This window comes from Mycobacterium sp. Marseille-P9652 (genome assembly GCF_902652685.1).
Lineage (GTDB): Bacteria > Actinomycetota > Actinomycetes > Mycobacteriales > Mycobacteriaceae > Mycobacterium.
Genome location: NZ_CACRUY010000020.1, coordinates 1 through 23,730 on the forward strand (window position 1 = coordinate 1; position 23,730 = coordinate 23,730).

A 23,730-nucleotide genomic window follows, 5' to 3' on the forward strand; every position below is an offset into this window, starting at 1 on the left:
GCGCAACCGGATCGACCGCACCCGCCCGGCGGGCCCGACCTGCGCGCCCCGACCGAGCGGGACACCCAGCACATCCGGATCGCCCCGCCGCGCCCGACCGAGCGGCCCACCGAGCCGGCGCGGTCGGATACCGTTGCGCCCGAACCGGATTCATCGCCGCCGCCACCGCAGCCGCCGGCCACGCCGGTACCGGCAGCCGCGGAACCGCTCGAAGCCGCCGAGCAGCCGGCGGGCCGCGGCCTGATCGAGCGAATGGTCACCCGGAAGATTCGCGTGCCCCGACCGGCGGCCCGCACCGAGGAGGGCAGTTCCACCTACCGCCTGCCGCTGCGGGCGGACGCGCGGACCATCGGGGTGGCCGCCCACCAGCTGGGGCTGGTTGTCGACGGACACGAGATGCTCAGCGGCATCTCCTTCACGGCGCGCCCGGCGACGCTGGCCGCGGTCGTCGGCCCGTCGGCGCCCCGCAATTCGGCGCTGCTGGCGCTGCTGGCCGGGACCCGGCGACCGAGCTCGGGGGTCGTCACCGTCGACGGCCACGACGTCCACGCCGAGCCGGAGTCCATGCGCGCGCGGATCGGGATCGTGACGCGCGACGAGTGCCTCCATCCGCGGCTCACCGTCGAGCGGGCCCTGGGCTACGCCGCCGAACTCAGGCTGCCGCCCGACACCTCGTCGGAGCACCGCGGCCGCGTGGCCGACCAGGTGCTCGAGGAGCTCGACCTCACCGAGCATCGCGCCACCCGGATCGCCAAACTCCCGCCCGACGTGCGCCGGTGCGTCTCGATGGCGGTCGAGCTCGTCACCCGACCGACGCTGCTGGTGGTCGACGAGCCGGGCGCGGGCATGGACGAGGCCCAGGAAAACCATGTGATGGCAATCCTGCGGCGGCAGGCCGACCTCGGCTGCGTCGTCGTGGTGACGATGTCGTCGCACCCGTCGCCGAGCAACCTCGACTTGTGCGACCAGGTCATGGTGTTGACCGGCGCGGGCAGCCTCGGGTTCCTCGGCGCGCCGCAGCAGGTCGAGTCCGCACTGGGCACCTCCGATTGGTCCGACGTTCTCGCCCGGGTGAGCGCCGATCCCGGGGCCGCGCATCGCGCCTACCGAAGCGGGCTCGAGGAACCGGCCGCGCCGCCCGAGGTCGCCGAGCCCTGGCCGCCGCCCGCGCAGCTCCCGGCGAAGCGGCAGATCCGAATGCTGACACGCCGCCAGATCCGCCTGCTGTTCGTCGACCGGGTGTACTTCCTGTTCTGGGCGGTCCTGCCGTTCGTGCTCGGGGCGCTGGTGGTGCTGATTCCCGGCGACTCGGGCCTGGATCGACCGACGTCGAGCAGCGACAACCCGCACGAAGCGGTCGAGATCCTGGCCGCCCTCAACATCGCGGCGGTGCTGCTGGGGACCGCGCTCACCATCCGCGTCGTGGTCGCCGAGCGCCGGGTGTTCCGGCGCGAGCAAGCCCTCGGCCTGTCGGCGCCCGCCTATCTGGCGGCCAAGGTTCTGGTGTTCAGCGTGGCCGCGGCGATCCTGACGGCCATCGTGTTCACGGTCGTGGTCGCGGTCAAGGGCGGACCCGTGCACGGCGCGGTGTTGCTCGGTAACGCCACCGTCGAGCTCTACGTGGCCGTGGCCGTGACGGCCATCGTGTCGGCGATCGTGGGGCTGGCGCTGTCGACGCTGGGGAGGTCGCTGCGGGAGGTGGTGCCTCTGCTGGTGCCCGTGATCCTGGCGTCGGTGTTGTTCGACGGCAGCCTGATCCCGCTGGTGAGCAAGTGGGGCTTTCAGCAGATCTCGTGGTTCGTGCCGGCGCAGTGGGGCTTCGCCGCGTCGGCGTCCACCGTCGACCTGCGCCGGGTCGACCCGTTGGCCGCCAACGCCGAGATGTGGGCGCACTACAGCGGCTGGTGGGTGTTCGACATGATCATGCTGTTGCTCTTCGGCGGGCTCGCCGCCGGTGTGGCGCTGTACCGGTTGCGGCCGCCCCGACGCGAGAACGTGTCCAGCGGCACCCGGCAGCAACCGGGCGATCCGGGCGAGTGAGGGAGCGCCGAGCGTGCACTGAGCGCGACAATTCGGTTGCGAACTCGCATTGAATGCACGTTCGGCGGACCGACTTTGGCCGGGGTTGTTTCCGTGACGCCAGCGGCGGGTTAACTTCAAAGCTATGGCGCCTGAGACGAGAACCACTGCCGAACATTTGCGCAACGCGTTGGACGGGCGTTGGCGTGACGTCAGAAACCAGCTGCGGGCGACGATGACCGAAGATCTTTTTCGCCCCCACTACACCCCCAACACGGTGATCGCCCGCACCAAGGTCGCCGAGCAGATGCGGATCATGGCCGCGTTCGGCGCCGCCGCCGACAACTTCCGCAAGGAGCACGGCGGCACCGGCGACATCGGCGCGGCGATCACGATGATCGAGATGCTCGCGATGTCGGACCTGTCGCTGATGGTGAAGGCGGGCGTTCAGTGGGGCCTGTTCGGCGGGGCCGTCGAGAACCTGGGCACCGAGCGGCACCACGAGGCCTACGTGAAGGACATCATCAGCCTCGAGCTGCGCGGGTGCTTCGCGATGACCGAAACCGGCCATGGCAGCGACGTGCAGTCGCTGGAGACGACCGCCACCTACCACCCCGACACGCAGGAATTCGTCATCGACTCCCCCACACCGACCGCCCGCAAGGACTACATCGGCGGGGCGGCCGAAACCGCCACAATGGCAGCGGTATTCGCGCAACTCATCACCACCGAGAACGGCGAGCCGGTCAACCACGGCGTGCACTGCTTCATGGTGCCCATCCGCGACGAGGACGGCAACGACCTGCCCGGGGTGACGACGTCGGACTGCGAATACAAGGGCGGCCTGCCCGGCGTGGACAACGGCCGCATCGTGTTCGACCACGTCCGGGTGCCGCGGGTCAACCTGCTGAACAAGTACGGTGACGTCGCCGAGGACGGGACGTACAGTTCGCCGATCGACAACCCGAACCGCCGGTTCTTCACCATGCTCGGCACCCTGGTCCGGGGCCGGATCACCGTGGGGGGCAGCGCGGGCGCCGCCGCGCGCGTCGCGCTCGACATCGCCACCCGGTATGCGTTGCAGCGCAAGCAGTTCAGCGCGCCCGACGACGACGGCGAGGTGATCATCATGGACTACCTGGTGCACCAGCGCCGGCTGTTCCCCTTGATCGCCAAGTCCTACGCGCTGCAGTTCGCGCAGAACGAGCTGGTGAGCAAGTGCCACGACATCCAGACCGCGGACGCGCCCGACGCCGAGGAGCAGCGGGAGCTGGAGTCGCGTGCCGCGGGCCTCAAGGCGGCCAACACCTGGCATGCGTCCCGCGCCATCCAGGAGGCCCGGGAGGCCTGCGGCGGCGCCGGATACATGGCCGAGAACCGGCTGATCGGGTTGCGGGGCGACACCGACGTCTTCACCACGTTCGAGGGCGACAACCACGTGCTGACACAGCTGGTCGCCAAGGAGTTGCTGACCGCCTACCGCGACGACATTCGCAGCATGAGCCCCGTCGAGTGGGTGCGCTTCGCGGCCAGCACCGTCAGCGAGCGCGTCGTCAAACGCACTGCGGCCGAAGCGATCATCCAGACGATCGTCGACTCCCGGCAGGACAGCGAGGAGGAGGGCAGCCTGTTCAACCGCGGGACCCAGATCAAGATGTTCGAGGACCGCGAGGAGTACCTGCTGGCCTCGGTGGCGCGCCGGCTGCAGTCGAAATCCAAAGAGATGTCGGCCTTCGACGCGTTCAACTCGGTGCAGGACCACGTGTTGCACGCCGCGTCCGCGCACATCGACCGGGTGGTGCTCGAGGCGTTCGTCGCCGGGATCGACGCGTGCCCCGACGAGGAGGCCCGCGAGTTGCTCGGGATCCTGTGCGACCTGTATGCGCTGTCTGTGATCGAGGACGACAAGGCGTGGTACATCGAGCACCGGTATCTGTCCACCGAGCGGGCCAAGGCGGTCACCCGGGGCATCAACGACCGGTGCCGGGCGCTGCGCCCGCACGCCGAGACGCTCGTCGACGGGTTCGGGGTGCCCGAGCCGCTGCGTTACGCCGAGATGCTGCACCCGGAGAACCTGCCCGTATAGCGCTGGCGCGCAAGGGTTTCCGCGTGCCGGTGCACGTCGGGCGTTGGGTGTGAACGCGGGCGCACCCTCAAAGCCTCGAGCGCACAGTCGATTCGCGGGCCTATTGGTGCGGAATCTTGCCCAGCGCCTGCAGCTTCCCGTCCGGCCCGATCGTGAATTTCACCGAGCCGTTGCCGGTCGGACAGCACGGCTGATCGCTGCCGACCTGCCACCGGTACAACACCGTGACCGTGTCGTCGGCGGGCGGCAGCACGGTGATGTACGGCTTCGGCTCGGTTGTCGGCGTTCCGAGCGTGCGATTGTGGTCGAAGAACAGCAGCTGCTGGGGCGTCGATTCGCTGGCGATGGTCGGAATGATCTGCACCCAGTACAGGCGGCAGTTCCTGGTGTGTCCCCGCGCGATCTCCACCCACATCGAGCCGGGGACCGTCACGGGCACCGAGCCGATCGCCTGCCGCACGGTGTCGGGCGTCGGGCCGTCGGAATCCTTGCACTTGTCGGGCGGGGCGGCCGGGGGTGCATGCTGCTTGTCGCCGCAACCGGAGACCAGCAACAGCATCAACATTGCGATCGCCCGGCGCACGCGGTGAGCTTAACGAAGACTGTGAATGTTCCCCCTGTTTCGTCAAAGATCCCGTTGCGACCGCGGCGCCCGGCGACGCGCCGGCGAAGGCCCGAGATGGGCCTGAGCTGGGCCGACACAGCCGACCGCCGGACCGCTTCCTGTGACATCACCGTCATGGCGCCCCCATTGAGAGGTCGCCGTAAATAGGCGGAAACATCGCGACCTTGGTGCGCAACATCGTTGCCGCAGAATCGGCGGGGACGATGCATCCGAGGGAGGGAACGACAGCCGTGGGCGGGGAGTCCATGCCGGCCAGGACGCCAGCAGCGCGTGGGGCATCGGTGGACGCCGTGAGCACCACCTGCGCATACTGCGGCGTCGGCTGCGGCATGGTGCTCCAGGTCACAACCGACCCCCGAAGCGGGCGCCGTCACATCGCGAAGTCCGTTGGCAACAAGCAACACCCGGCCAACTTCGGCCGCCTGTGCACCAAGGGCGCGACCACCGCCGACATGCTCGCCGCCCCGGGCAGGGTCGAGTCGGCTCATGCGCGCGCCGACCGCGGCGAACCGCTCCGGCCCGTCGACATCGACGAGGCGATCGCCCAGTGCGGGCGGCGATTGCGCGCCATCGTCGACGAACACGGCCCCGACGCCTTCGCCATGTACGTGTCGGGGCAGATGTCGATCGAGGCCCAGTACCTGGCCAACAAGCTCACCAAGGGCTTCGTCGGCACCAACCAGATCGAGGCGAATTCGCGACTGTGCATGGCCAGCGCGGGTTCCGGCTACAAGCTGTCGCTGGGCGCGGACGGCCCGCCCGGATCCTACGAGGACTTCGACCACGCCGACGTCTTCTTCGTCATCGGCTCGAATCTCGCCGACTGCCACCCGATCCTGTTCCTGCGCATGATGGATCGCGTCAAGGCGGGCGCCAAACTGATCGTCGTCGACCCGCGCCGCACCGCGACCGCGGAGAAGGCCGACCTGTTCCTGCAGATCGCGCCCGGCACCGACCTCGCGCTGATGAACGGCCTGCTGCACCAGATCGTCGAAAATGGCCACACCGACGACGAATTCATCGCGGAGTTCACCGAGGGCTGGGAGGCGATGCCCGGCTTCGTCGAGCAGTACACGCCCGACAGCGTCAGCGCGATCACCGGCATCCCCGCCGACGACATCCGCACGGCCGCACGCTGGATCGGTGAGGCCGGCAACTGGATGAGCTGCTGGACAATGGGACTCAACCAGAGCACTCACGGCACCTGGAACACCAACGCGATCTGCAACCTGCACCTGGCCACCGGCGCGATCTGCAAACCGGGCAGCGGGCCGTTCTCGCTGACCGGCCAGCCCAACGCGATGGGCGGCCGCGAAATGGGTTACATGGGGCCGGGTCTGCCCGGTCAGCGCTCGGTGACCCGCGCCGAGGACCGCGCATTCGTCGAGGACCAGTGGGGGCTCCCCCGCGGCTCGGTGCGCACCGACCTCATCGACGGCACCGTCGACATGTTCGCCCGGCTGGCCGACGGACGGATCAAGGCGTCCTGGATCGTGTGCACCAATCCCGTTGCCACGGTGGCCAACCGCAGAACGGTGGCCGAGGGCCTCGAAGGCGCCGAGTTCGTCATCACCCAGGACGCCTTCGCCGAGACAGAGACCAACGAGTACGCCGACGTGCTGCTGCCGGCCGCCCTGTGGACCGAGGCCGAAGGGGTGATGGTCAACTCCGAGCGCGACCTGACCCTCTTCCAGCCGGCGGTCGCGCCCCCCGGCCAGGCGCTGCCGGACTGGCAACTCATCGCCAGGATCGCCTGTGCCATGGGGTATTCGGACGCGTTCAGCTACGACTCCGCGGAGCAGGTGTTCGAGGAGATCAAGCGGTTCTCGAACCCCGCCACGGGCTACGACCTGCGCGGAGCGAGTTACGACCGGTTGCGTCGGTCGCCCCTGCAGTGGCCCTGCCCCCCGAACGCCGGTGACCGCAACCCGACCCGGTATCTCAACGACGGCGTCAGCCAGACCCAACTGGTCCGCGAGGACGGGCACGTGCCCCGGCTGGCCTTCCCGACGCCCACCGGCCGCGCGGCCTTCTTCCCCCGCCCGCATCTTCCGCCCCAGGAGATGCCGGACGACGACTTCCCGTTCGTGCTCAACACCGGTCGCCTGCCGCACCAATGGCACACGATGACCAAGACCGGCAAGGTGGCCAAACTCAACAAGCTGAACCCCGGACCGTTCGTCGAGATTCACCCCGACGACGCCGCGCGGCTGAATGTCGCGGCGGGCGACCGGGTCGAGATCGCCTCCCGCCGCGGCCGAGCCGTGCTCCCCGCCGTCGTCACCGACCGGGTGCGGCCCGGCGACTGCTTCGCGCCGTTCCACTGGAACGACGTGTTCGGCGAATACCTGTCGATCAACGCCGTCACCAACGATGCCGCCGACCCCGTGTCGTACCAACTGGAGTTCAAGGCCTGCGCGGTCACCCTCACCAAGGTCGCCGCCGCCCGAACCGAGCCGGCGAACGAGCCCACCGCGGACGCCTCCGACCCGATCGGCCTCGCCAGGGTCGATGCCCTGGCCGAACTCCTGGGCGTCGCCGACGAACCCGCGCCGCAATTGGAACCGCGCGGCCGCGCGTACCTCGCGGGCCTGGTGACCGGGCTGCGTTCGGAGGCGGGCCGCCGCGCGGCCGGGGTGCCCACCCTGCCGCCGAGCGCCCCCTTCGACCCGGCCACCAGGCTGTGGGTGGACGGTCTGCTCGCTGGGATGTTCGCGCGCAGCGACGCGCCCCCGACCACCGCGAGAGAGCCCGAGCGGACGACGGAACGATCCGCCGCACAACAGAACCCGATCGTGGTGCTCTGGGCATCGCAGACCGGCACCGCCGAAGAGCTGGCCGCCAACGTGGCCGCGCGACTGGGGGAGGCCGGTCTGCCGGTGGCGTTGCACGGCATGGACGACTTCGACGCGGCGAAGCTCGCCACGGTGCGCGACCTGCTCCTCGTCACCAGCACGACCGGCGACGGCGAGCCGCCCGACAATGGCGCCGCGCTGTGGCGGGCGCTGACGGCCGACGGGGCGCCACGTCTCACCGACACGCGGTATTCCGTTCTCGCACTCGGCGATTCGAACTACGACGACTTCTGCGGTCATGGCCGCAAGCTCGACCACCGCCTCGCCGAACTGGGGGCGACCCGCCTCGTCGACCGTGTCGACTGCGAACCCGACTACGAGGACGCCGCCGCCGGCTGGCTCGACCGGGTGATCGACGCGTTGGCGCCCGCTCGAGCGCATGCCGCGCCACGGCAGCCGGTTTTGTCCTCGACGCAGCGGGGTTACTCCAAGAAGAATCCGTTGATCACCGGCCTCGTCCGTAACGTCACGCTCAGCCATCCGAAGTCGGCGAAGGACGTGCGGCAGTTGGTGTTCGGCCTACCCGAAGCCAGCGCGACCTACGAGGCCGGCGACGCGCTCGGGGTGTGGCCACGCAACAGCGACCAGTTGGTCGACGAATGGCTGGCCGTGACCGGACTGGACGGCCAGACCCCGGTCGAGGTCGGCGAGCACGGCCTGATGTCGCTGCGCTCCGCACTAACGGAGCGAATCGAGATCGCCCACATCAGCCGGGACCTGGTGCGGTTCGTCCAGGAGCGCACCGGCGACCCCACGCTCGCGGAGCTGCTGAAGCCGGAGAACAAGGCGCGGCTGGACAATTGGGCGTGGGGGCGCCAGGCCATCGACCTGCTCGCGCAACGGCCGGTTTCGGCGTCGGCGCACGAGTGGGTGCGGGTTCTCAAACGCCTTCAGCCGCGGCTGTATTCGATCTCGTCGAGCCCCAAGGAGTACCCGGGGCAGGTGCACCTGACCGTCTCGCCGGTGCGCTACGACTTCCGCGGGGTGCCGCGGCGCGGGGTGTGCTCCAACTATCTCGCCGCCCGCTCCCCCGGCGACCGGATCGCCGTCTACGTGCAGACGTCGAGCAATTTCCGTCCGCCGGGAGATCCCGACACCGGCATGATCATGATCGGTCCGGGCACCGGTATCGCCCCCTTCCGCGGCTTCCTGCAGGAACGACGCGCGCTCGGCCACACCGGTCCGAACTGGCTGTTCTTCGGCGAACAGCACGCCGCCACCGACTACTACTACCGCGACGAGATCGAACAGATGCACGCCGACGGGTTGCTCACCGAACTCGATCTCGCGTTCTCCCGGGACCAGCGTCACAAGGTCTACGTTCAGCACCTGATGCGCAACCGGGGTGCCGAGCTGTGGCGGTGGCTGCAGGACGGCGCGCACCTGTACGTCTGCGGCAACGCCGACCCGATGGCCAAGGACGTCGACCGCACCCTGTGCGAGATCGCGGCCGAGCACGGCAACCTCGAACCGGAGGCGGCGGAGGCCTACGTGCGGTCGCTGAGCGTCGACAAGCGCTACCACCGCGACGTCTACTAAAGGCCACTCGTAATAAGGCGGAAACGTCACGCATCCGCCGCGGAAACATGCCCGGCGCACGATACGCCTAAGGGTCACTCCGCAGCCGAGGAGGGAAGTAGGCGTGACGAGGGAGCGTGGCGGTCCCGACGTGTGCCCGCTGCGGTGCCAGCGGCGGCTCGCAGAGGACAGCGACCAGGCCGACCGGGTCGACTGGGCCGGGCTGCCGGTGAACCTGGACCTGGTCTTCTCCCAGCAACAGCTCGACAAGGTCTACATGCAGTACCTGACGCGCAGGCCCGGCACCCGACAGTGGCGCTGGTCGCGCAACGGCGCGCCGCGATGCGCGTGTGAGCTCGCCGCCCACGACGGACGGCGCTCCGCAGCAGAAGGAATCACCGCGGTTTAATTCCCCGGAACGTTTCGCCACGAGCGGCGTTTGCCGCCATGCGTAGGCCGGGGCCGTCCAAACGGCGCCGTTGATCGGCCCCGCTACCGCACGACCTCGCAATACTCTCCGAGTCATTTGTCAATCCCGCTGGTCGACCCCCGCGGCCGCACGGCGCGGGGCGGTTTGCGGGCCATTAGATTGGATCGGTGACCGAGTCGGACTGGGGCAAACGCGGCGACATGATTGTGCACGAGTCGTCGCCGTTCAATGCCGAAGCACCCCGGTCCGCGTTGGCGGTGGCCGACATCACCCCGGTCGACACTTTCTACGCCCGAAACCACGGGCCAATACCCGACATCGCCGCCGACGACTGGCGGCTGACGGTCGGCGGCCTCGTCGACCACCCCCTGGTGCTGAGCTTCGAGGACCTCACCACCAGATTTCCCACGCACACCGTGGTGGCCACGCTGCAGTGCGCGGGCAATCGTCGGGCGGGCTTCAACGACGTCCGCCCGATCGTCGGCGAAGATCCGTGGGGCCCGGGAGCGACCTCAACCGCCGAGTGGCACGGGGTGCGGCTCGCCGACGTGTTGACCGCGGCGGGAGTGCGGCCCCGCGACGGGCTGCACGTCGCCTTCTGCGCCCCCGACCGCTCCAAACTCGCCACCCCGCCACAGCCGTACGGCGGCTCCATACCGCTGGACAAGGCCCTGTCGGACGAGGTGCTGCTGAGCTGGCAGATGAACTCGCGGCCACTTGCCCGGCCGCACGGCGCGCCCGTGCGGGTGGTGGTGCCCGGCTACATCGGCGCACGCAGCGTCAAGTGGGTGACCGACATCAGGGTGCAGGACTCCCCCTCGGACAACTACTTTCAGAGCACCGCGTACCACATCCTCCCCGCCGACGTCGATCCCGACACCGCCGAGCCGCACACCGGCTTCCCGCTGACGTCGGTCGCGTTGAACTGCGAGATCCTCGAGCCCGACGACGGGCGCAGCGTTGCGGCCGGCCCCCTGACGATCAGCGGTTACGCGTTCGCGGGCGACGACCGCCGAATCACGCGCGTGGACGTGTCACTCGATCGCGGCGAGAACTGGCGGCAGGCGATTCTCGGACGAGACCTCGGCCCGTGGGCCTGGCAATTCTGGTCGTTGACGGCGGAGGTCGAACCGGGGCCGCTCACCATCACGGCGCGGGCGTGGGACAGCACCGGCGCCAGTCAGCCGGAATCGGCTGCCTCGCTGTGGAATCCGAACGGCTATGCGAACAACTCGTGGGCGTCGGTCACGGTTGCGGCGCGCTGAGCGAAAGGTCCGGGGAGCAAGTGGTTGATGTGTCGGTCATCGAAACGTCGGGGTTGGGCGATCGCAGCTACCTCGTGAGCGACGGCTCCGTGGCCATCGCCATCGATGTGCAGCGTGACATCGACCGGGTGCTCAAGTTGGTGAGTGGTCTGCGGGTCACCCATGTGCTGGAAACGCACATCCACAATGACTACGTGACCGGGGGCCTCGCACTGTCTCGGGCGCTCGGAGCCGAATACGTCGTCCCCGCAGGCGAGCCCGTCGAGTTCGCCTGCCGCCAGGTGGAAGACGGTGATCGGATCGACAGCGGGGGCGTCCATCTGGAGGTCCTCCTCACGCCCGGACACACGCATCACCACGTCAGCTACGCGCTGAAGGACGATTCCGGCGAGACCGTCGGCGTGTTCACCGGCGGATCGATGCTCTTCGGCAGCACCGGCAGAACCGACCTCGTGGCCGACGAGCACACCGCCGAACTGGCCCGGCTGCAATGGCATTCGGTTCGGCGCCTCGCCGGGGAACTTCCCGAAGCGGCGGCGGTCTACCCCACCCACGGATTCGGCAGCTTCTGTTCGGCGACGCCGGCCGACGGTGACGCCTCCACCATCGGCGACGAGCGGCGGAAGAACCCGGCGCTGACCCAGGACGAGCAGCACTACGTCGACGACCTCCTGGCCAACCTCGCCGCCTATCCCGCCTACTACGCCCACATGGGCGTGATCAACAGGTCCGGCCCGCACGCGCCGGACCTCTCCCCGCCGCAACCGGTCGACCCGCGTGCGCTACGCGGGCGAATCGACGCCGGCGAGTGGGTGGTCGACCTGCGCAAGCGAACGGCGTTCGCGGCCGGGCACCTTGCGGGAACCTACGGATTCGAACTCTCCGACTCCTTCGTCAACTACCTCGGCTGGCTCTACCGGTGGGGCGCACCGCTGACGCTGATCGGGGACGACACCCGGCAGGTGGCCGACGCCCAGCGCGAACTCGCCCGCATCGGCGTCGACAACCTGACGGGCACCGCAACCGGGGACATCGGCACGCTGGCCGCCGGGGAGCGGTTGCGCAGCTACCCGGTGCGGCCGTTCGAGGACCTCGCCGACGTACTCGACAGCGACCACGTCGTGGTGCTCGACGTCCGCCAGTCGGGCGAATACGAAAGCGGTCACGTCCGCGGCGCGGTCAACGTCGCGCTGCACGACCTGCCCGAGCGGATCGGCCGGCTCCCCGAGGACCGCGAGCTGTGGGTCCACTGCGCCAGCGGCTACCGCGCATCCGTGGCGGCCGGCATGCTCGACCGCCACCATCGCCGCGTCGTGCTCGTCGACGACGACTTCGCCAACGCCGAAAAGCTGGACCTCACCTCGAATTCACGCTGAGCGAAAGCTCCGCGACGGCGGCCGGCCCGGGTATCACAGACGACAAGAGAACGGAGGAACCATGAGCGCACCGACCGCCGACGCGATCACGTCGATCGAGCTTCGCGCATTGCTCGAATCGTCGGACGAATCGTCGGGCACCCCACGCGTCGTGGATGTGCGGACCCCCGCCGAATTCGAAACCGCCCACATCCCCGGGTCGTTCAACGTGCCGCTGGACGTGCTGGACAAGCGCACCGCCGAGGTGGCCGCTCGCCTCGAGGACGACGACGTCGTGCTGGTGTGCCGGTCCGGACAACGGTCGGCCAAGGCCCAGACCTCGTTGCGGAACGCGGGACTGCGTGGCGGGCGCGTCCTGCAAAGCGGCATCCTCGATTGGGAGGGTCGGGGTTTCGCGCTCGACCGTGGGGCGCAGCGCTGGGACCTGGAACGCCAAGTGCGCCTCGTCGCAGGATCGGTTGTGCTGTCGTCGGTCCTCGGCAGCGTGGCCGTTCCGCGACTCAAATGGCTGGCCGCCGCTATCGGCGCCGGGCTCACCTATGCGGCCGTGAGCGATACCTGCGCCATGGCGACCGGCCTGTCCAAGCTGCCCTACAACCGGGCCGCGACACCCGACCCCGAACAGATCCTGTCCCAGCTCGCGACGAGTTCTCCCTAGGGGACAATCCGCTTCAAAAGCTCTTCAGGATCCGTTCACCGCCATCGGCGCTACGGTGACTTCATGCGCAACGTCATCGGAGCCCGCTGATGGGCGACCCGCACGCACCGCGGATCCCTGCGGCCCTCGCCGCGCCGAGCCTGAACCGCGGGGTGGGGTTCACCCACGAGCAGCGGCGCCAGCTCGGCCTGACGGGCCGGCTCCCGTCGGCGGTCCTCACGCTCGAGGAACAGGCCGACCGGGTGTGGCACCAATTGCAGGGCCTGGCAACCGACTTGGGCCGCAACCTGCTCCTCGAGCAGCTGCACTACCGCCATGAGATCCTCTATTTCAAGGTGCTCGAGGACCATCTGCCCGAACTGATGCCGGTCGTCTACACGCCGACCGTCGGCGAGGCCATCCAGCGCTTCTCCGACGAATACCGCGGCCAGCGCGGGCTTTTCCTGAGCATCGACGAGCCGGACGAAATCGAGGAGGCGTTCGAGACGTTCGGGCTGGACCCCGACGACGTCGACCTGATCGTGTGCACGGACGCCGAGGCGATCCTCGGCATCGGCGACTGGGGCGTGGGCGGAATCCAGATTGCCGTCGGCAAGCTCGCCCTCTACACCGCCGGTGCCGGCATCGACCCCCGGCGGACCATCGCGGTGTCGCTCGACGTCGGCACCGACAACGAACAACTGCTGCGGGACCCGTTCTACCTCGGCAACCGCCACCCCCGCCGGCGCGGCGCCGAATACGACGAATTCATCAACCGCTACATCGAGACCGCCCACCGCCTTTTCCCGCGGGCCATCCTGCATTTCGAGGACTTCGGGCCGCTCAACGCGCGCAAGATCCTGCAGACCTACGGCGACCACTACTGCGTGTTCAACGACGACATCCAGGGCACCGGCGCGGTGGTGGTCGCCGCGGTGTACGGCGGCTGCCACGTCACCGGCCTGCCGCTGCGCGAGCAGCGCACCATCGTCTTCGGCGCCGGCACCGCCGGCATCGGCGTCGCCGACCAGATCCGTGACGCCATGGTCGCCGACGGCGCCACCGTCGAGCAGGCCGCCGCCCAGATCTGGGCGATCGACCGGCAGGGCCTGCTGTTCGACGACATGGACGACCTGCGCGGCTTCCAGGCGCCCTACGCGAAGAACCGCCGGCAGTTGGGCGTCCCCGAGGGGCAGCGGGTGGGGCTGGTCGACGCCATCAAGCTGGCCTCCCCCACCATCCTGCTCGGCTCCTCGGCGGTGTACGGCGCCTTCACCGAAAAGGTGGTCGCGGCGATGACCGCGTCGTGCGAGCGACCGATGATCTTCCCGCTGTCCAATCCCACGTCCCGCATGGAGGCCATGCCGGCCGACATCCTGGAATGGTCGAAGGGCCGGGCACTGATCACCACCGGAACACCCGTCGCGCCGGTCGAATACGGTGGCACCAGCTACACCATCGGCCAGGCCAACAACGTGCTGGTGTTCCCCGGGATCGGGCTGGGCATCATCGTGGCCGGCGCCCGGCTGGTCACCCGTGGGATGCTGCAAGCCGCCGCGAAAGCCGTTGTCCTGCAAGCCAGTCCCAGCGCTCCCGGCGACTCGCTGCTGCCCGACGTACAGAACCTGCAGGGCATATCGGCGGCGGTCGCCGAGGCGGTGTACCACGCCGCCGTCGAGGACGGCGTGGCCACCAAGACACACGCCGACGCCCGGCAGGCCGTCCTAGAGACGATGTGGCGGCCCTGTTACGACTGAGCCGCCTAGTGGGCGGGCTGTCCGTAGACGGCCACGACGACGGTGCGGTCCAGGCTGTTGTCCGACCACACCCCGATGCTGGTGTTCGCGCAGTCACGGATGATCGCCATGTCGTCGGGGTCGTGGTACCACTGGTTGACCAGTTCCAGGCTGCTCATGGCCAGGGCCGGGTTGATCGCGACCGTCTCCGCGGCCCTGCCGCTGAAGCCGGCGGCGTTGGCCCGGTCCTGCGGCGTGGAACCGTCGGACCCGATGTCGCCGTTGATGTTCCGGTTGTTGATCATGTCCTCGGCGTGCCACTCGGCGGCCAGCGTCAGCGCGTTGTTCCGGACGACGTCGTTCGTGCAGCCGGCCTGGTGTTGCAGGGTGTAAACGGCGGAGACGACGGCGCTGTTGAGCCGCTTGTTGTCGGCGTGGGCGACATCGGCCGTCGCCACCGCGGCGCACGAGGTGAGGACGGCGGCGACCACCGACCGGACCGGACCGCGCACCCGAACCACCACGTCCCGCATCACACCGGATCGAAGTGCGAAACCAGCCAGCGGCCGTGCACCTTGTCCAACGCCACCCGGATGACGGGCTGGGTGTCGGTCGGGACGCCCTCGCCGATGGTCACCGTCTGATTGGCGAACAGCAGCACCACCGCGTGGTCGGCGGCCACCGAAACGGGCGCCGCCGCAGTCACTTTGACCACCGCCGTGATGTGTTTTTCCCTGGCGCCCGGAATGACGACCTCGTGGATCAGCGTGGAGTAGGCGTCCTTGAACTCGCCGGTCAGCCGTTCGCGCGCCGCGCCGAGGTCCTTGTCCACCGACTCCGGCTTGTAGGACAGGAGCGCGACGGTGTCGTCACTGGCCACCCGCACCGCTTCGGCCCGCGCCCCCGCGAGGTCGTCGGCCGAGCCGCCCGCCCACCTGAGGTACCCGGCGCCAAGCGCCAGCAGCAACGCCAATCCGGGCAGCACACCGAAAGCCATCACACGCTTGAACTCGATGCGCCGTTTCGCGCGCGCGCCGTCCGACGCCTGGTCCTCGCCGGTGGCTTCCGCATCGTCGTGCGTGGTCTCCTCGTCGACCACCACATCGACGTCGTCGGTGTCGGTCTTGTCACTCAGGATCGTCATGGCACGAACACCACGTTCGACACCTTGGGGTCGCCCGCGACCGAGCGGACCTCGATGCGCATGCGCCACTCCCGCGGCGCCTCCTCGCCGACGGCGGTCCGTGACTTCACCGCGACCGCGACCAGCACCTGGGCGGCGTCACCCCGCTGCGATTCCAGACCCGCATCGGTGACGGTGCCCTCCGATTTGGACTGCGCCGCCTTGACGACGTCGATGAACGGCTTGGACCGCTGCTCGAAGTCGTCGCGGAACGCTCCGGTGGCCCCGTCGAGGATCCGCTGCACGTCGGCCTCGGCCTCGGTGTAGCTGATCGTGGTGAGGTTCACCGCGGCCTGGCGGGCGGTCCGGACAAACGACTCACGGCGGGCCTGCTCCTCGTGCTTCTGGTAGGCGTGGTACCCCAGCCAGCCGGCCAGCGCGGTCAGCGCCGCCACGATGACGCTTCCGGCCACCAGGGCCGAGCCGACGTGGGAGAGCCGCCGACGCGACAGGCGGTCCCGCCAGCGCAGCGGTGGCGGCTCGGGTTCGGTTGCCCCACCGTCGATCTCATCGAGGACAGTCTCGGTGTCGCTGACGAGTTCGCCGTCGTCGGGCTTGTCGGGTTCGTCGGCCATGGTGCTCCTCACTGTCCCGGCCGGGGGCCGGGACCATCTACGGTTGCGGGACGAGAAGTGACTGCCAGTTCCTGGCACGTGGGTGGGACAGATCGGACTCGGTGTAGCGGTGTCCGTCGGGGCCGATGTAGTCGCCGGTGGCCGGGTCGTACGTCGCGACCGCCAGCGGCGCGGGCGGCGGTGCGGTGCCCCGCGGCGGGGGCAGCCGCGGATCCTGCCCCGGCGGATACTGGGGCACCCCCTGGCCGCTGTAGGTGGCGTTGGGGTCGCCCTTCCAGTTGTAGCCGTCGTTGAGCGGCACGTACTCTTCGTCGCTCTCACACAACTCGACCGTCGGCGCGCGCTTCCAGGGCTTGGTCTCGCACGGAATGTTGCGCGCGCCACGCACATTGAGCTCGGAGTCCTGCGGGACGCGGCAGTAGAGCTCCGCGGCGGGCCGGTCCGGTGCGTCGACGTCGGCGGGTGAGCGGCGCTGGGTGGGCGGCAGGAAGCCCGTCGTGCATGGTGGGGGCAAATTCAGGTTGAGGTTGAAATCCAGGTAGAAGCCCTTGTATTCCTGCTTGCTGTACAAGTTGGGAACCAGGGCCGCCGACATCACCGCGATGCCCTGCGGAAGCAACACCAGGATCTGCTCGATGTCGTGGCGGTACACCACGGCGATGTCGCCGAGGCTGACCAGGTTTGCCATCAGCACCGGCACGGCCGGCGCCACCCGGTCGAAGAGGGCCCGCCCTTCCTCCAGCCCGGAACTGCCCTGGGTCAACAGGTCTCGCACCGCCGCGTTCTGCGCCTTGAACTGCGCCATGATGGCCGAGGTGTGGCTGGCCCACGTCCCGATCGCGTCGGACGTCTGCACCTGAGAGTTGAGCACGGCGGGCGACTGGTCGATCAGGGCGGCGAGCGGGTCGGCGGTGCGTCCTCCCGCGATGGCCAGCGCGGCGGACCCGTCCACGATCCGGGACAGCTCGGGTCCCAGCCCGCTGACGGCGCGGTCCGTCTCGTCGATCACGGTGCGCAGGTTGTCCCGTGGGATCGCCTGCAGCGCGCGGTTGGTCAGGTCGAGGAGGTGCCCGATGTCGACGGGGACGTCGACCCGCCCGGCCGGGATGACGTCGCCGGCGCGCAGCGGCCGGGACGGTTCGCCCTCCTTACCGGGGGGCGGCGTCAGGTCGAGGTACTGCTCGCCGATCGCCGAGCGGCTGTGCACCGAGGCCTGTACATCAGAGGGCACTTTGACGCCCGACCGCAAGGCGAGCACGGCACGCACGCCCGTCGCGGTGACGTCGACCGACTTGACCTGGCCGATGTCGGTGCCGCGATAGGTGACGACAGATGTCGTGTAGAGCCCGCCCGAGGAGGGCAGGTCCACGGTGACGGTGTACTCACCGATCCCGAACAGGGTTTGCGGCAACTTCATGAAGTTGAATGCCATTGCGCCACAGGAGACGACGGTGACCAAGGACAGCACGGCCAGCTGAATCCAGGTCCGGCGGTTCAGGCGCAGCATTCAGTACCCCCCATTGTGGTAGGGGAAGGTGAGCGGATTGCCCCCGGTCACCGGACTCGGCTGCATGCCGATCGTGCGCCCCCACTGCATCTCGAGTTCGGTGAGGTTGCCCTCCCAGCGGGACCCGGTGAAGAGCGAAGTGTCGATGCGGCTCAGCGTCAGGTCGACGATCATCGTGAGGTTGGCGTAGTCACCGCGGAACCAGTTCTTGACTGTGGACGTCGGCCACGGGTAGGTGGCCAGGCCGTCCAGGCCCTTGGTGAGCGCCGGTCCGGCGTCGGCGAGCGACCGCAGCACCGGGGCGATGTTGCGGAGGTTGTTCACCAGAGATTCCTTGCTCTGGTGGATGGTGTCGGCCGCGATGGCGCTGAACTTGCCGAGTTGATCGATCGCGTCGGCGATCTTGGTGCGTTCCTCGGCCAGGATCGCCAGCGCTCTGGGCAACGTCATGAGGGCCTTGTCCACCACCGGGTCCTTGTCGGCGAACTGCCCGGCGAGCGAGTTGAGGTTCTCGGCGGCGGCGATGATGTCGTCGGTCTGCGCGTTGGTGCCCCTGATGAACTCGTCGAGCTGGCCGAGCAGGCTGCGCATCTCGTTCTCGCGTCCGCCGAACGCCTTGGCTATCGCCTGATTGATTTCCTGCAGCTGCCCGATTCCGCCGCCGTTCAACAGGATCGACACCGAGGCCAGGGTCTGTTCGGTGGTCGGATACATACTCGCACGCGACAACGGGATCACCGACCCGTCCTTGAGCTCGCCGACCGGCGGCTCGTCCCTGGGCGGTGCGAGTTCGATGTGCATCGATCCCAGCAGGCTGGTCTGCCCGAGCTTGGCCGTCGCATTGGCCGGCAGGTGGACGTCGCCGTTGATCCGCATGGTCACCAGCGCATGCCAGTCCTGCAGCTCGATCTTCGTGACGTCGCCGACGTTGACGTCGTCGACCCGCACCCGGGTGTTCTGCTGGATGGTGACCACGTCGGGCAGCTGCGCCTGGATCGTGTAGGCGCCCGGCCCCCCGCCGGCGGTACCGGGCAGCTTGAACGAATTCAGGCCTCGCCATTCGCATCCCGACAATGCGGCCAAGCAGGCGAGGCCGACCGCGGCGGCCAGCGCGCGTCTCACGGCGCCCCCGTCGGCAGCATGAGGTTTTGCAGCACCTGGGTCGAGCTCACGTTGTTCTCCGGGGGCGGCGGCGGCGCCTGCGTGGGCTGCGGCTGGTTGTCGAGCACCGCGGGCGGGGACGCCCCCGGCGGCTGCGGCGCCTCGGGCGGCGCGGGCGGCGTGTAGCCGGGGCGGAGCCAATCCTCGCTGTAGGTGATCTCGTTGGGCCTGGCCTGCGTCCCGACGAACGGGTTGATGCCCGCCGGGATGTAGTTGTAGATGCGGTTCTTGATGATCGGGTTGACGTATTGCAGGCACAACTTCGACACCCGGTCCAGCCGCGCCCGGGCCGCCGCCTCGATCGAGCTGCAGATCCACTGCGGGATGTCGGCGAAGTTGTTCAGCGCCAGGATGCCGGTCATCGCGCTCTGCGCCGGCTGATAGATGTTCATGAAGTTCTGGAACACCGTCGGGACGACGTGCAGGATCTGCTTGATGTCGGCGCGGCTGTCGTTGAGGGCGGTCGTGATGGAGCTTAGCCTGTCGAACGTGACGCCCACGGATTCCCGGTTCTCGGCGAGGAATTCGCGTAGGTCGGCGAGCGCCCCGTCGAGGCCCTTGACCGCGTTCGCGACTTCGTTGGGGCTGTTCGACAGGATCGTCGTCACGCTGGCCAGGTTCTGGTTGAAGGAGGCCAGCAGGTCGCTGCTCGAGTACAGCGCCGAGACCAGCAACTGGAGATTGCGCACGGTGCTGAAGATGTCGTCGGCGTGGTCGCCGAGCGCCGAAATGGCTTGCGACAGTTTGATGACCGTGTCCCGGGCGGTATCGCCCCGGCCGCGCAGGTTGTCCGCGGCGGAGTTGATGAATTCGCCCGCCGAGTTCACACCGCCGGGGGTCGTCGGCTGCAGCGCGTCGGTCAGCTTTTCCAGCTGTTTGCGGAAGTCGTCCCATTCCACCGGAACCGCCGTGCGGTTGAGCGGAATCGACGCCCCGGGACTCAGTTTGGGTCCGCCGGAGTAGGCCGGGACGAGTTGGATCGCGCGGGGGGTGACCAACGACGGCGACAGGATTGCGGCGCGGGCGCCGGCAGGCACGGCGTACTGCTTGTCGACGGAGAACGTCACCTTGGAGCTCGCCGGCTGTGGCTCGATCTTGTCCACCACGCCGACGGCCACTCCGAGGATCCGGATCTCGTCGCCGACGAACAGGCCGTTGGCCTCCGTGAAATAGGCGGAGTACGTGTTCTTTTCGACGTCATTCCACAGTCTCTTCGCCACCAGGAACGACGCGACGACCAACGTCACGGACAGGCTGACGGCGGTCACCCGGCGCAGGGCTCGTCGTGTCATTGCCCGCCACCTTCCGCGGGCACGGGGCTCGGCTCGGGAGTCGGCCCGGGTGAGGGCGGCTGCGACCAGATCGGGTGCGGCGCATTCTCCGGCGGAACGGGCGGCGTGCCAGTCGGCGGGTCGACGGCCTCCGACGGCAGCTTCTGGTTGGGGTCCAGTGGCCGGTCGTACATCCGCGCGTCGAGGGTAGGGCCGCCCAGCTGACCGGGGATCAGGTTGGCGACGTATGCCTTGAAGAACGGCCCCGACCCCAGGACCTCGCCGAACGACATCGCGTAGCGCTTGAACTTCGGCAGCGTCTGCTGCAGGTCTTCCTTGCGGTTGTCCAGGATCTCGAGGACGCCGTTGAGCTTGTCGAGGGCCGGCTTGAGCTGGGTTCGGTTGTCGTTCACCAACCCCGAGATCTGGTGCGACACCGCGGTGAGGTTGTTCATCAGCGCGTCGATCGAATCCCGTTCGTCCAGCAGCGCCGCCAGTAACGCGTTGGAGTTCGCCACCAGGCCCGCGATCTGTTGGCTGCGCCGGCCCAGCACGCCCGACACCTTGTTGGCGTTGCCCAGCAGGCTGCGCAGTTGCTCGTCGCGGTTGTTCAGGGTTTGCGAGAACCGGGCCACGCCCTGCAGCGCGGGCCGCAGATCGTCCGGTGTCTCCTTGAACGTCTCGGCCAAAGTCGTGAGCGCCGAGGACAATTGGTTGGTGTCCAGGCCACTGATGGTGGTCGTCAGGTCGCCCAGCGCCACCGGAAGGTCGTAGGGCGAGGTGGTGCGCTCCAGCGGAATGACGCCGGTCAGCGCGCCTTCGCCGCGCGACGTCAGCTCCAGCATCTTGCTGCCCAGAATCGTCTCGGTCTTGATCGACGCTTCCGTGCGGTCGCCGAGCTGAATTCCCTTGCGGACGGTGAAGCCCACCCGGACCTTGGTGCCCTCCAGCCTGATGTCGCGGACCCTGCCCACACCCATGCCCGAAACCCGCACCGTGTTACCCACTTTGATGCCGCCGGCCTCGGAGAAGTACGCCGCGTAGTCGTTGGTGTTCTTGATGAACGGCAACTTGTCGTACTGGAAGGCGGCCACGGTGACGCAGAGCAGGATCGCGGTTCCGATCACACCGATCGTGACCGGGCTCCGCGCGCGCAGCGACTTGGGCTTCGGCAATCTCATTTCGGCGTGCACCGCCCGCTCGGCTGGCCGAGCAGCTTGACGTAAATCGGATTGCCCCCCTTGCCGTTCAGCTTCAGCAACACCTCGCAGAAGTAGAAGCCGAAGTAGTCGCCGTTGAGCCCCTGGCGGGCCAGCACCTGGTAGGTGTCGGGCAGCTGCTTGAGCAGGTTGTCGACGTACTCCCGGTCGGCCAGGACCTGGGCCGACATCCGGTCCGTCTCTTGCACCACGTCCTTGATCGGCTGCCGGGCCTGCACCAGCAGATCGGTGACGGAGCCCGCGGCCGCGTTGATGTAGGCCAGGCCGGTCGAGATGTCGTCCTTGCGCTGCGCCAGGCCGTCCACGAGCGCGGACAGCTTGTCCAATCCGTCGGAGAACTCGTGGTCGCGCGCGGCGAAGGTGTGCAGCACGGTGTTCAGGTTCTTGATCAGCTCACCGATCAGCTCGCTGCGTCCCGCCAGGGTGGAGGTCAGCGTCGAGGTCTGCGCCAGCACGGAGGCGAGGGTGCCGCCCTGCCCCTGGAAGATCCGCAGCAGTTCCCCGGACAACGCGTTGACCTGGTCGGGGTCCAGCGCCCGGAACAGCGGGCGGAAGCCCCCGATGAGCGCGTCGATGTCCAGCGCGGGCGACGTCCGCGCCAGCGGAATGGTCGCGCCGGGCGCCAGGCGGTGCGGCGGCCCGGGCCCCTCCTCGAGGGCGAGATAGCGATCGCCGATCAGGTTCTCGTACCGCACAACGGCTTTCGTGCCCTCGGTGAGGCGAACCCCCTTGTCGACCGAGAAGCCGACGGTGACCGTGCCGTCGCGATGCAGGGTGAGGTCGCCGACCTTGCCGACCTCCACCCCGGCGATGCGGACGAAGTTGCCGGACTTCAGGCCGGAGATGTTGGTGAAGACGGCCTGATAGCCGGTGCGGTCCTCGAAGCGCAACTGCCCGAACACCGCGATGAGGGTGAACGTGAACACCAGGCAGATCGCGGTGAAGAGCGCGACGCGCGCCCAGATCTTGACGATGCCGGGCCTTTCTCCTTTGCTCATGGGGGCGGCTGACCCCCGCGGAAGAAGTAGCGCGGCGCCTCGGGCGGGTTCTTGGTGGTCGGGAAGTAGTTCGACCACCAGGGGTTGCCGGCGGCGACGTTGGTGCGGATCTCGTTCGGCGCGGCGCCCCACCCGGTGTCGGTGACCAGCGCGCGCACCGGGAAGTTGGCGCTCGGGTCCGGCAGCGACCCGCAGCTGGGTTTGCCGCCCGGGCCGCCGGTGGCATTGATCTTGGGCAGGTGCTTCGGGTACCGGTACGGGTCGTCGCCGAACAGCAGGCCGGCGTCCATGATGAACGAATAGCCGTTGCCGCCCAGCATGTCCCGGCCGCCGTGGTCGACGTACCACTGCGCACCCTGGAACAGGCACGTGAACGTCGGCGAGTACTTGTTGAGCAGCGCCGTGGTCGGATCGAGGGAGTTGACCGACGTGACGATGTTGGCCTCGTTCCGGCCGATGACGTTGATGCCGGCCTGACTGAAGCCCGCCGCGGACAACAGCAGCGCATCGAGCGACCGCTGGCTTTCGGTGAGGGTGGCGCTCGTCGTCGTCGCCGAGTCCAGGATCGACAGGATGTTCTGCGCGGCATCGGAATAGATGGCGGCCGTTTTGCCGAACAGCCGCCAGTCACGGTGGATGGTCTCCATGCGGGGGTTGACGGTCAGCAGGATGTCGTTCGCCCCGGTGATCGCCTGCCCGATCCGGTCGCCCTTGCCGCGCACCGACTGCGCGAACGCCGACAGGATCGAGTTCAGCTTGGCCGGGTCGAGGGCCTGGACCACCGACTGCAAATTCTCGAAGACCGTGTTCACCTCGACGGTGACATTGCGGGAGTGCAGCACGGCGCCGGGCTTCAGGGGTGTGGCGCTGGGGTGCTCGGGCACGATCAGGTCGACGTACTTGGACCCGAAGGCGGTGGTCGACTTGATCTCGGCCTCGAGGTTGCTCGGCAGGTACTTGAACGCCTTGGGCTGCAACTTCAATTGCAGCTCAGCCGCTTTCACGTCGGTGCCGATGGACGCCACCTGTCCCACTTCCACGCCGCGAAGCTTGACCTTGGCCCCGGTTTCCATCACCAGGCCGGCCCTGTTGGACACGAGCGTCAGCGGGACGAAGTCCTCGAACGTGCCGGAGAACGACGCGGCGGTCAACGCGACGAGACCGCCGATGAGGACGAACAGCGTCGGCGCCAGCCAGATCGGGTCCATCTTGCCGGCGCGGACCCTGTTCATGCGGCCCGGGTCGCCGCTGTCGTGGTTGCTCATGTC

Annotated in this window: 18 protein-coding genes; 8 read left to right on the top strand and 10 right to left on the bottom strand. The window is 68.6% G+C overall.

Going from position 1 to position 23,730, the window contains the following annotated elements; translation table 11 throughout:
* Together GPY60_RS12890 and GPY60_RS12895 are read left to right on the top strand one after the other, a co-directional pair.
* Positions 1–2,040 (top strand): ABC transporter permease (locus tag GPY60_RS12890; RefSeq protein ID WP_231639631.1); only part of this gene is annotated, 2,040 nt, incomplete at its 5' end.
* A 124-nt stretch (positions 2,041–2,164) separates the two neighbouring features.
* Positions 2,165–4,105 (top strand): acyl-CoA dehydrogenase family protein, encoded by a 1,941-nt coding sequence (locus tag GPY60_RS12895; RefSeq protein WP_156688069.1) that lies wholly within the window; start codon positions 2,165–2,167, stop codon positions 4,103–4,105.
* 100 nt (positions 4,106–4,205) lie between these two features.
* On the opposite strand, the gene GPY60_RS12900 is transcribed toward GPY60_RS12895, so the two are convergent.
* Positions 4,206–4,670: an LppP/LprE family lipoprotein gene (locus tag GPY60_RS12900; RefSeq protein WP_156688122.1), complete on the bottom strand. Its 465-nt coding sequence runs from the start codon at positions 4,668–4,670 to the stop codon at positions 4,206–4,208.
* A 305-nt stretch (positions 4,671–4,975) separates the two neighbouring features.
* Here GPY60_RS12900 and GPY60_RS12905 point away from each other — a divergent pair, with 305 nt between their 5' ends.
* From GPY60_RS12905 to GPY60_RS12930, 6 genes are all read left to right on the top strand, one after another.
* A complete protein-coding gene (locus GPY60_RS12905) occupies positions 4,976–9,124 on the top strand; it encodes a bifunctional nitrate reductase/sulfite reductase flavoprotein subunit alpha (RefSeq protein WP_156688070.1) in 4,149 nt (1,382 codons plus the stop codon).
* Between the two features lie 103 nt (positions 9,125–9,227).
* Positions 9,228–9,512: a hypothetical protein gene (locus GPY60_RS12910; RefSeq protein WP_231639632.1), complete on the top strand. Its 285-nt coding sequence runs from the start codon at positions 9,228–9,230 to the stop codon at positions 9,510–9,512.
* A 221-nt stretch (positions 9,513–9,733) separates the two neighbouring features.
* Positions 9,734–10,798, top strand: coding sequence for a sulfite oxidase (locus tag GPY60_RS12915; protein ID WP_156688124.1), 1,065 nt, complete (start codon positions 9,734–9,736; stop codon positions 10,796–10,798).
* 20 nt (positions 10,799–10,818) lie between these two features.
* The gene (locus tag GPY60_RS12920; protein WP_156688071.1) at positions 10,819–12,174 is read left to right on the top strand and encodes an MBL fold metallo-hydrolase; all 1,356 of its coding nucleotides are present in this window, start codon (positions 10,819–10,821) and stop codon (positions 12,172–12,174) included.
* A gap of 61 nt (positions 12,175–12,235) precedes the next feature.
* On the top strand, positions 12,236–12,832 hold the full coding sequence (locus tag GPY60_RS12925) for a rhodanese-like domain-containing protein (protein WP_156688072.1): 597 nt from the start codon (positions 12,236–12,238) through the stop codon (positions 12,830–12,832).
* An 89-nt stretch (positions 12,833–12,921) separates the two neighbouring features.
* Complete coding sequence (locus GPY60_RS12930) at positions 12,922–14,568, top strand: NAD-dependent malic enzyme (RefSeq protein WP_156688073.1); 1,647 nt, start codon at positions 12,922–12,924, stop codon at positions 14,566–14,568.
* 5 nt (positions 14,569–14,573) lie between these two features.
* Here the strand turns inward: GPY60_RS12930 and GPY60_RS12935 are convergent, their stop codons facing one another.
* From GPY60_RS12935 to GPY60_RS12975, 9 genes are all read right to left on the bottom strand, one after another.
* The gene (locus GPY60_RS12935; RefSeq protein WP_231639633.1) at positions 14,574–15,080 is read right to left on the bottom strand and encodes a CAP domain-containing protein; all 507 of its coding nucleotides are present in this window, start codon (positions 15,078–15,080) and stop codon (positions 14,574–14,576) included.
* A complete protein-coding gene (locus GPY60_RS12940; RefSeq protein ID WP_156688126.1) occupies positions 15,080–15,562 on the bottom strand; it encodes a hypothetical protein in 483 nt (160 codons plus the stop codon). Before GPY60_RS12940 ends, GPY60_RS12935 begins: the two co-directional genes overlap by 1 nt.
* A 125-nt stretch (positions 15,563–15,687) precedes the next feature.
* Positions 15,688–16,305, bottom strand: coding sequence for an Mce protein (locus tag GPY60_RS12945; RefSeq protein WP_156688074.1), 618 nt, complete (start codon positions 16,303–16,305; stop codon positions 15,688–15,690).
* A 37-nt stretch (positions 16,306–16,342) separates the two neighbouring features.
* On the bottom strand, positions 16,343–17,812 hold the full coding sequence (locus GPY60_RS12950) for an MCE family protein (protein WP_156688075.1): 1,470 nt from the start codon (positions 17,810–17,812) through the stop codon (positions 16,343–16,345).
* Positions 17,813–18,934 (bottom strand): MCE family protein, encoded by a 1,122-nt coding sequence (locus tag GPY60_RS12955; protein ID WP_156688076.1) that lies wholly within the window; start codon positions 18,932–18,934, stop codon positions 17,813–17,815.
* On the bottom strand, positions 18,931–20,265 hold the full coding sequence (locus GPY60_RS12960; protein ID WP_156688077.1) for an MCE family protein: 1,335 nt from the start codon (positions 20,263–20,265) through the stop codon (positions 18,931–18,933). Before GPY60_RS12960 ends, GPY60_RS12955 begins: the two co-directional genes overlap by 4 nt.
* Positions 20,262–21,425: an MCE family protein gene (locus GPY60_RS12965; protein WP_156688078.1), complete on the bottom strand. Its 1,164-nt coding sequence runs from the start codon at positions 21,423–21,425 to the stop codon at positions 20,262–20,264. Before GPY60_RS12965 ends, GPY60_RS12960 begins: the two co-directional genes overlap by 4 nt.
* Entirely contained in the window at positions 21,422–22,462 is a 1,041-nt protein-coding gene (locus tag GPY60_RS12970) for an MCE family protein (RefSeq protein WP_156688079.1), read from the bottom strand. The genes GPY60_RS12965 and GPY60_RS12970 overlap by 4 nt, the downstream gene beginning before the upstream one ends.
* On the bottom strand, positions 22,459–23,727 hold the full coding sequence (locus GPY60_RS12975) for an MCE family protein (protein WP_156688080.1): 1,269 nt from the start codon (positions 23,725–23,727) through the stop codon (positions 22,459–22,461). The genes GPY60_RS12970 and GPY60_RS12975 overlap by 4 nt, the downstream gene beginning before the upstream one ends.
* Positions 23,728–23,730 lie beyond the last annotated feature (3 nt).

Excerpts from the sequence above, each read along its gene's own strand:
- GPY60_RS12895 (WP_156688069.1), top strand. The coding sequence starts at position 2,165 with ATGGCGCCTGAGACGAGAACCACTGCCGAACATTTGCGCAACGCGTTG.
- GPY60_RS12900 (WP_156688122.1), bottom strand. The coding sequence starts at position 4,670 with ATGTTGATGCTGTTGCTGGTCTCCGGTTGCGGCGACAAGCAGCATGCA.
- GPY60_RS12905 (WP_156688070.1), top strand. The coding sequence starts at position 4,976 with ATGCCGGCCAGGACGCCAGCAGCGCGTGGGGCATCGGTGGACGCCGTG.
- GPY60_RS12915 (WP_156688124.1), top strand. The coding sequence starts at position 9,734 with ATGATTGTGCACGAGTCGTCGCCGTTCAATGCCGAAGCACCCCGGTCC.
- GPY60_RS12925 (WP_156688072.1), top strand. The coding sequence starts at position 12,236 with ATGAGCGCACCGACCGCCGACGCGATCACGTCGATCGAGCTTCGCGCA.
- GPY60_RS12930 (WP_156688073.1), top strand. The coding sequence starts at position 12,922 with ATGGGCGACCCGCACGCACCGCGGATCCCTGCGGCCCTCGCCGCGCCG.
- GPY60_RS12935 (WP_231639633.1), bottom strand. The coding sequence starts at position 15,080 with ATGCGGGACGTGGTGGTTCGGGTGCGCGGTCCGGTCCGGTCGGTGGTC.
- GPY60_RS12945 (WP_156688074.1), bottom strand. The coding sequence starts at position 16,305 with ATGGCCGACGAACCCGACAAGCCCGACGACGGCGAACTCGTCAGCGAC.
- GPY60_RS12950 (WP_156688075.1), bottom strand. The coding sequence starts at position 17,812 with ATGCTGCGCCTGAACCGCCGGACCTGGATTCAGCTGGCCGTGCTGTCC.
- GPY60_RS12960 (WP_156688077.1), bottom strand. The coding sequence starts at position 20,265 with ATGACACGACGAGCCCTGCGCCGGGTGACCGCCGTCAGCCTGTCCGTG.
- GPY60_RS12965 (WP_156688078.1), bottom strand. The coding sequence starts at position 21,425 with ATGAGATTGCCGAAGCCCAAGTCGCTGCGCGCGCGGAGCCCGGTCACG.
- GPY60_RS12970 (WP_156688079.1), bottom strand. The coding sequence starts at position 22,462 with ATGAGCAAAGGAGAAAGGCCCGGCATCGTCAAGATCTGGGCGCGCGTC.
- GPY60_RS12975 (WP_156688080.1), bottom strand. The coding sequence starts at position 23,727 with ATGAGCAACCACGACAGCGGCGACCCGGGCCGCATGAACAGGGTCCGC.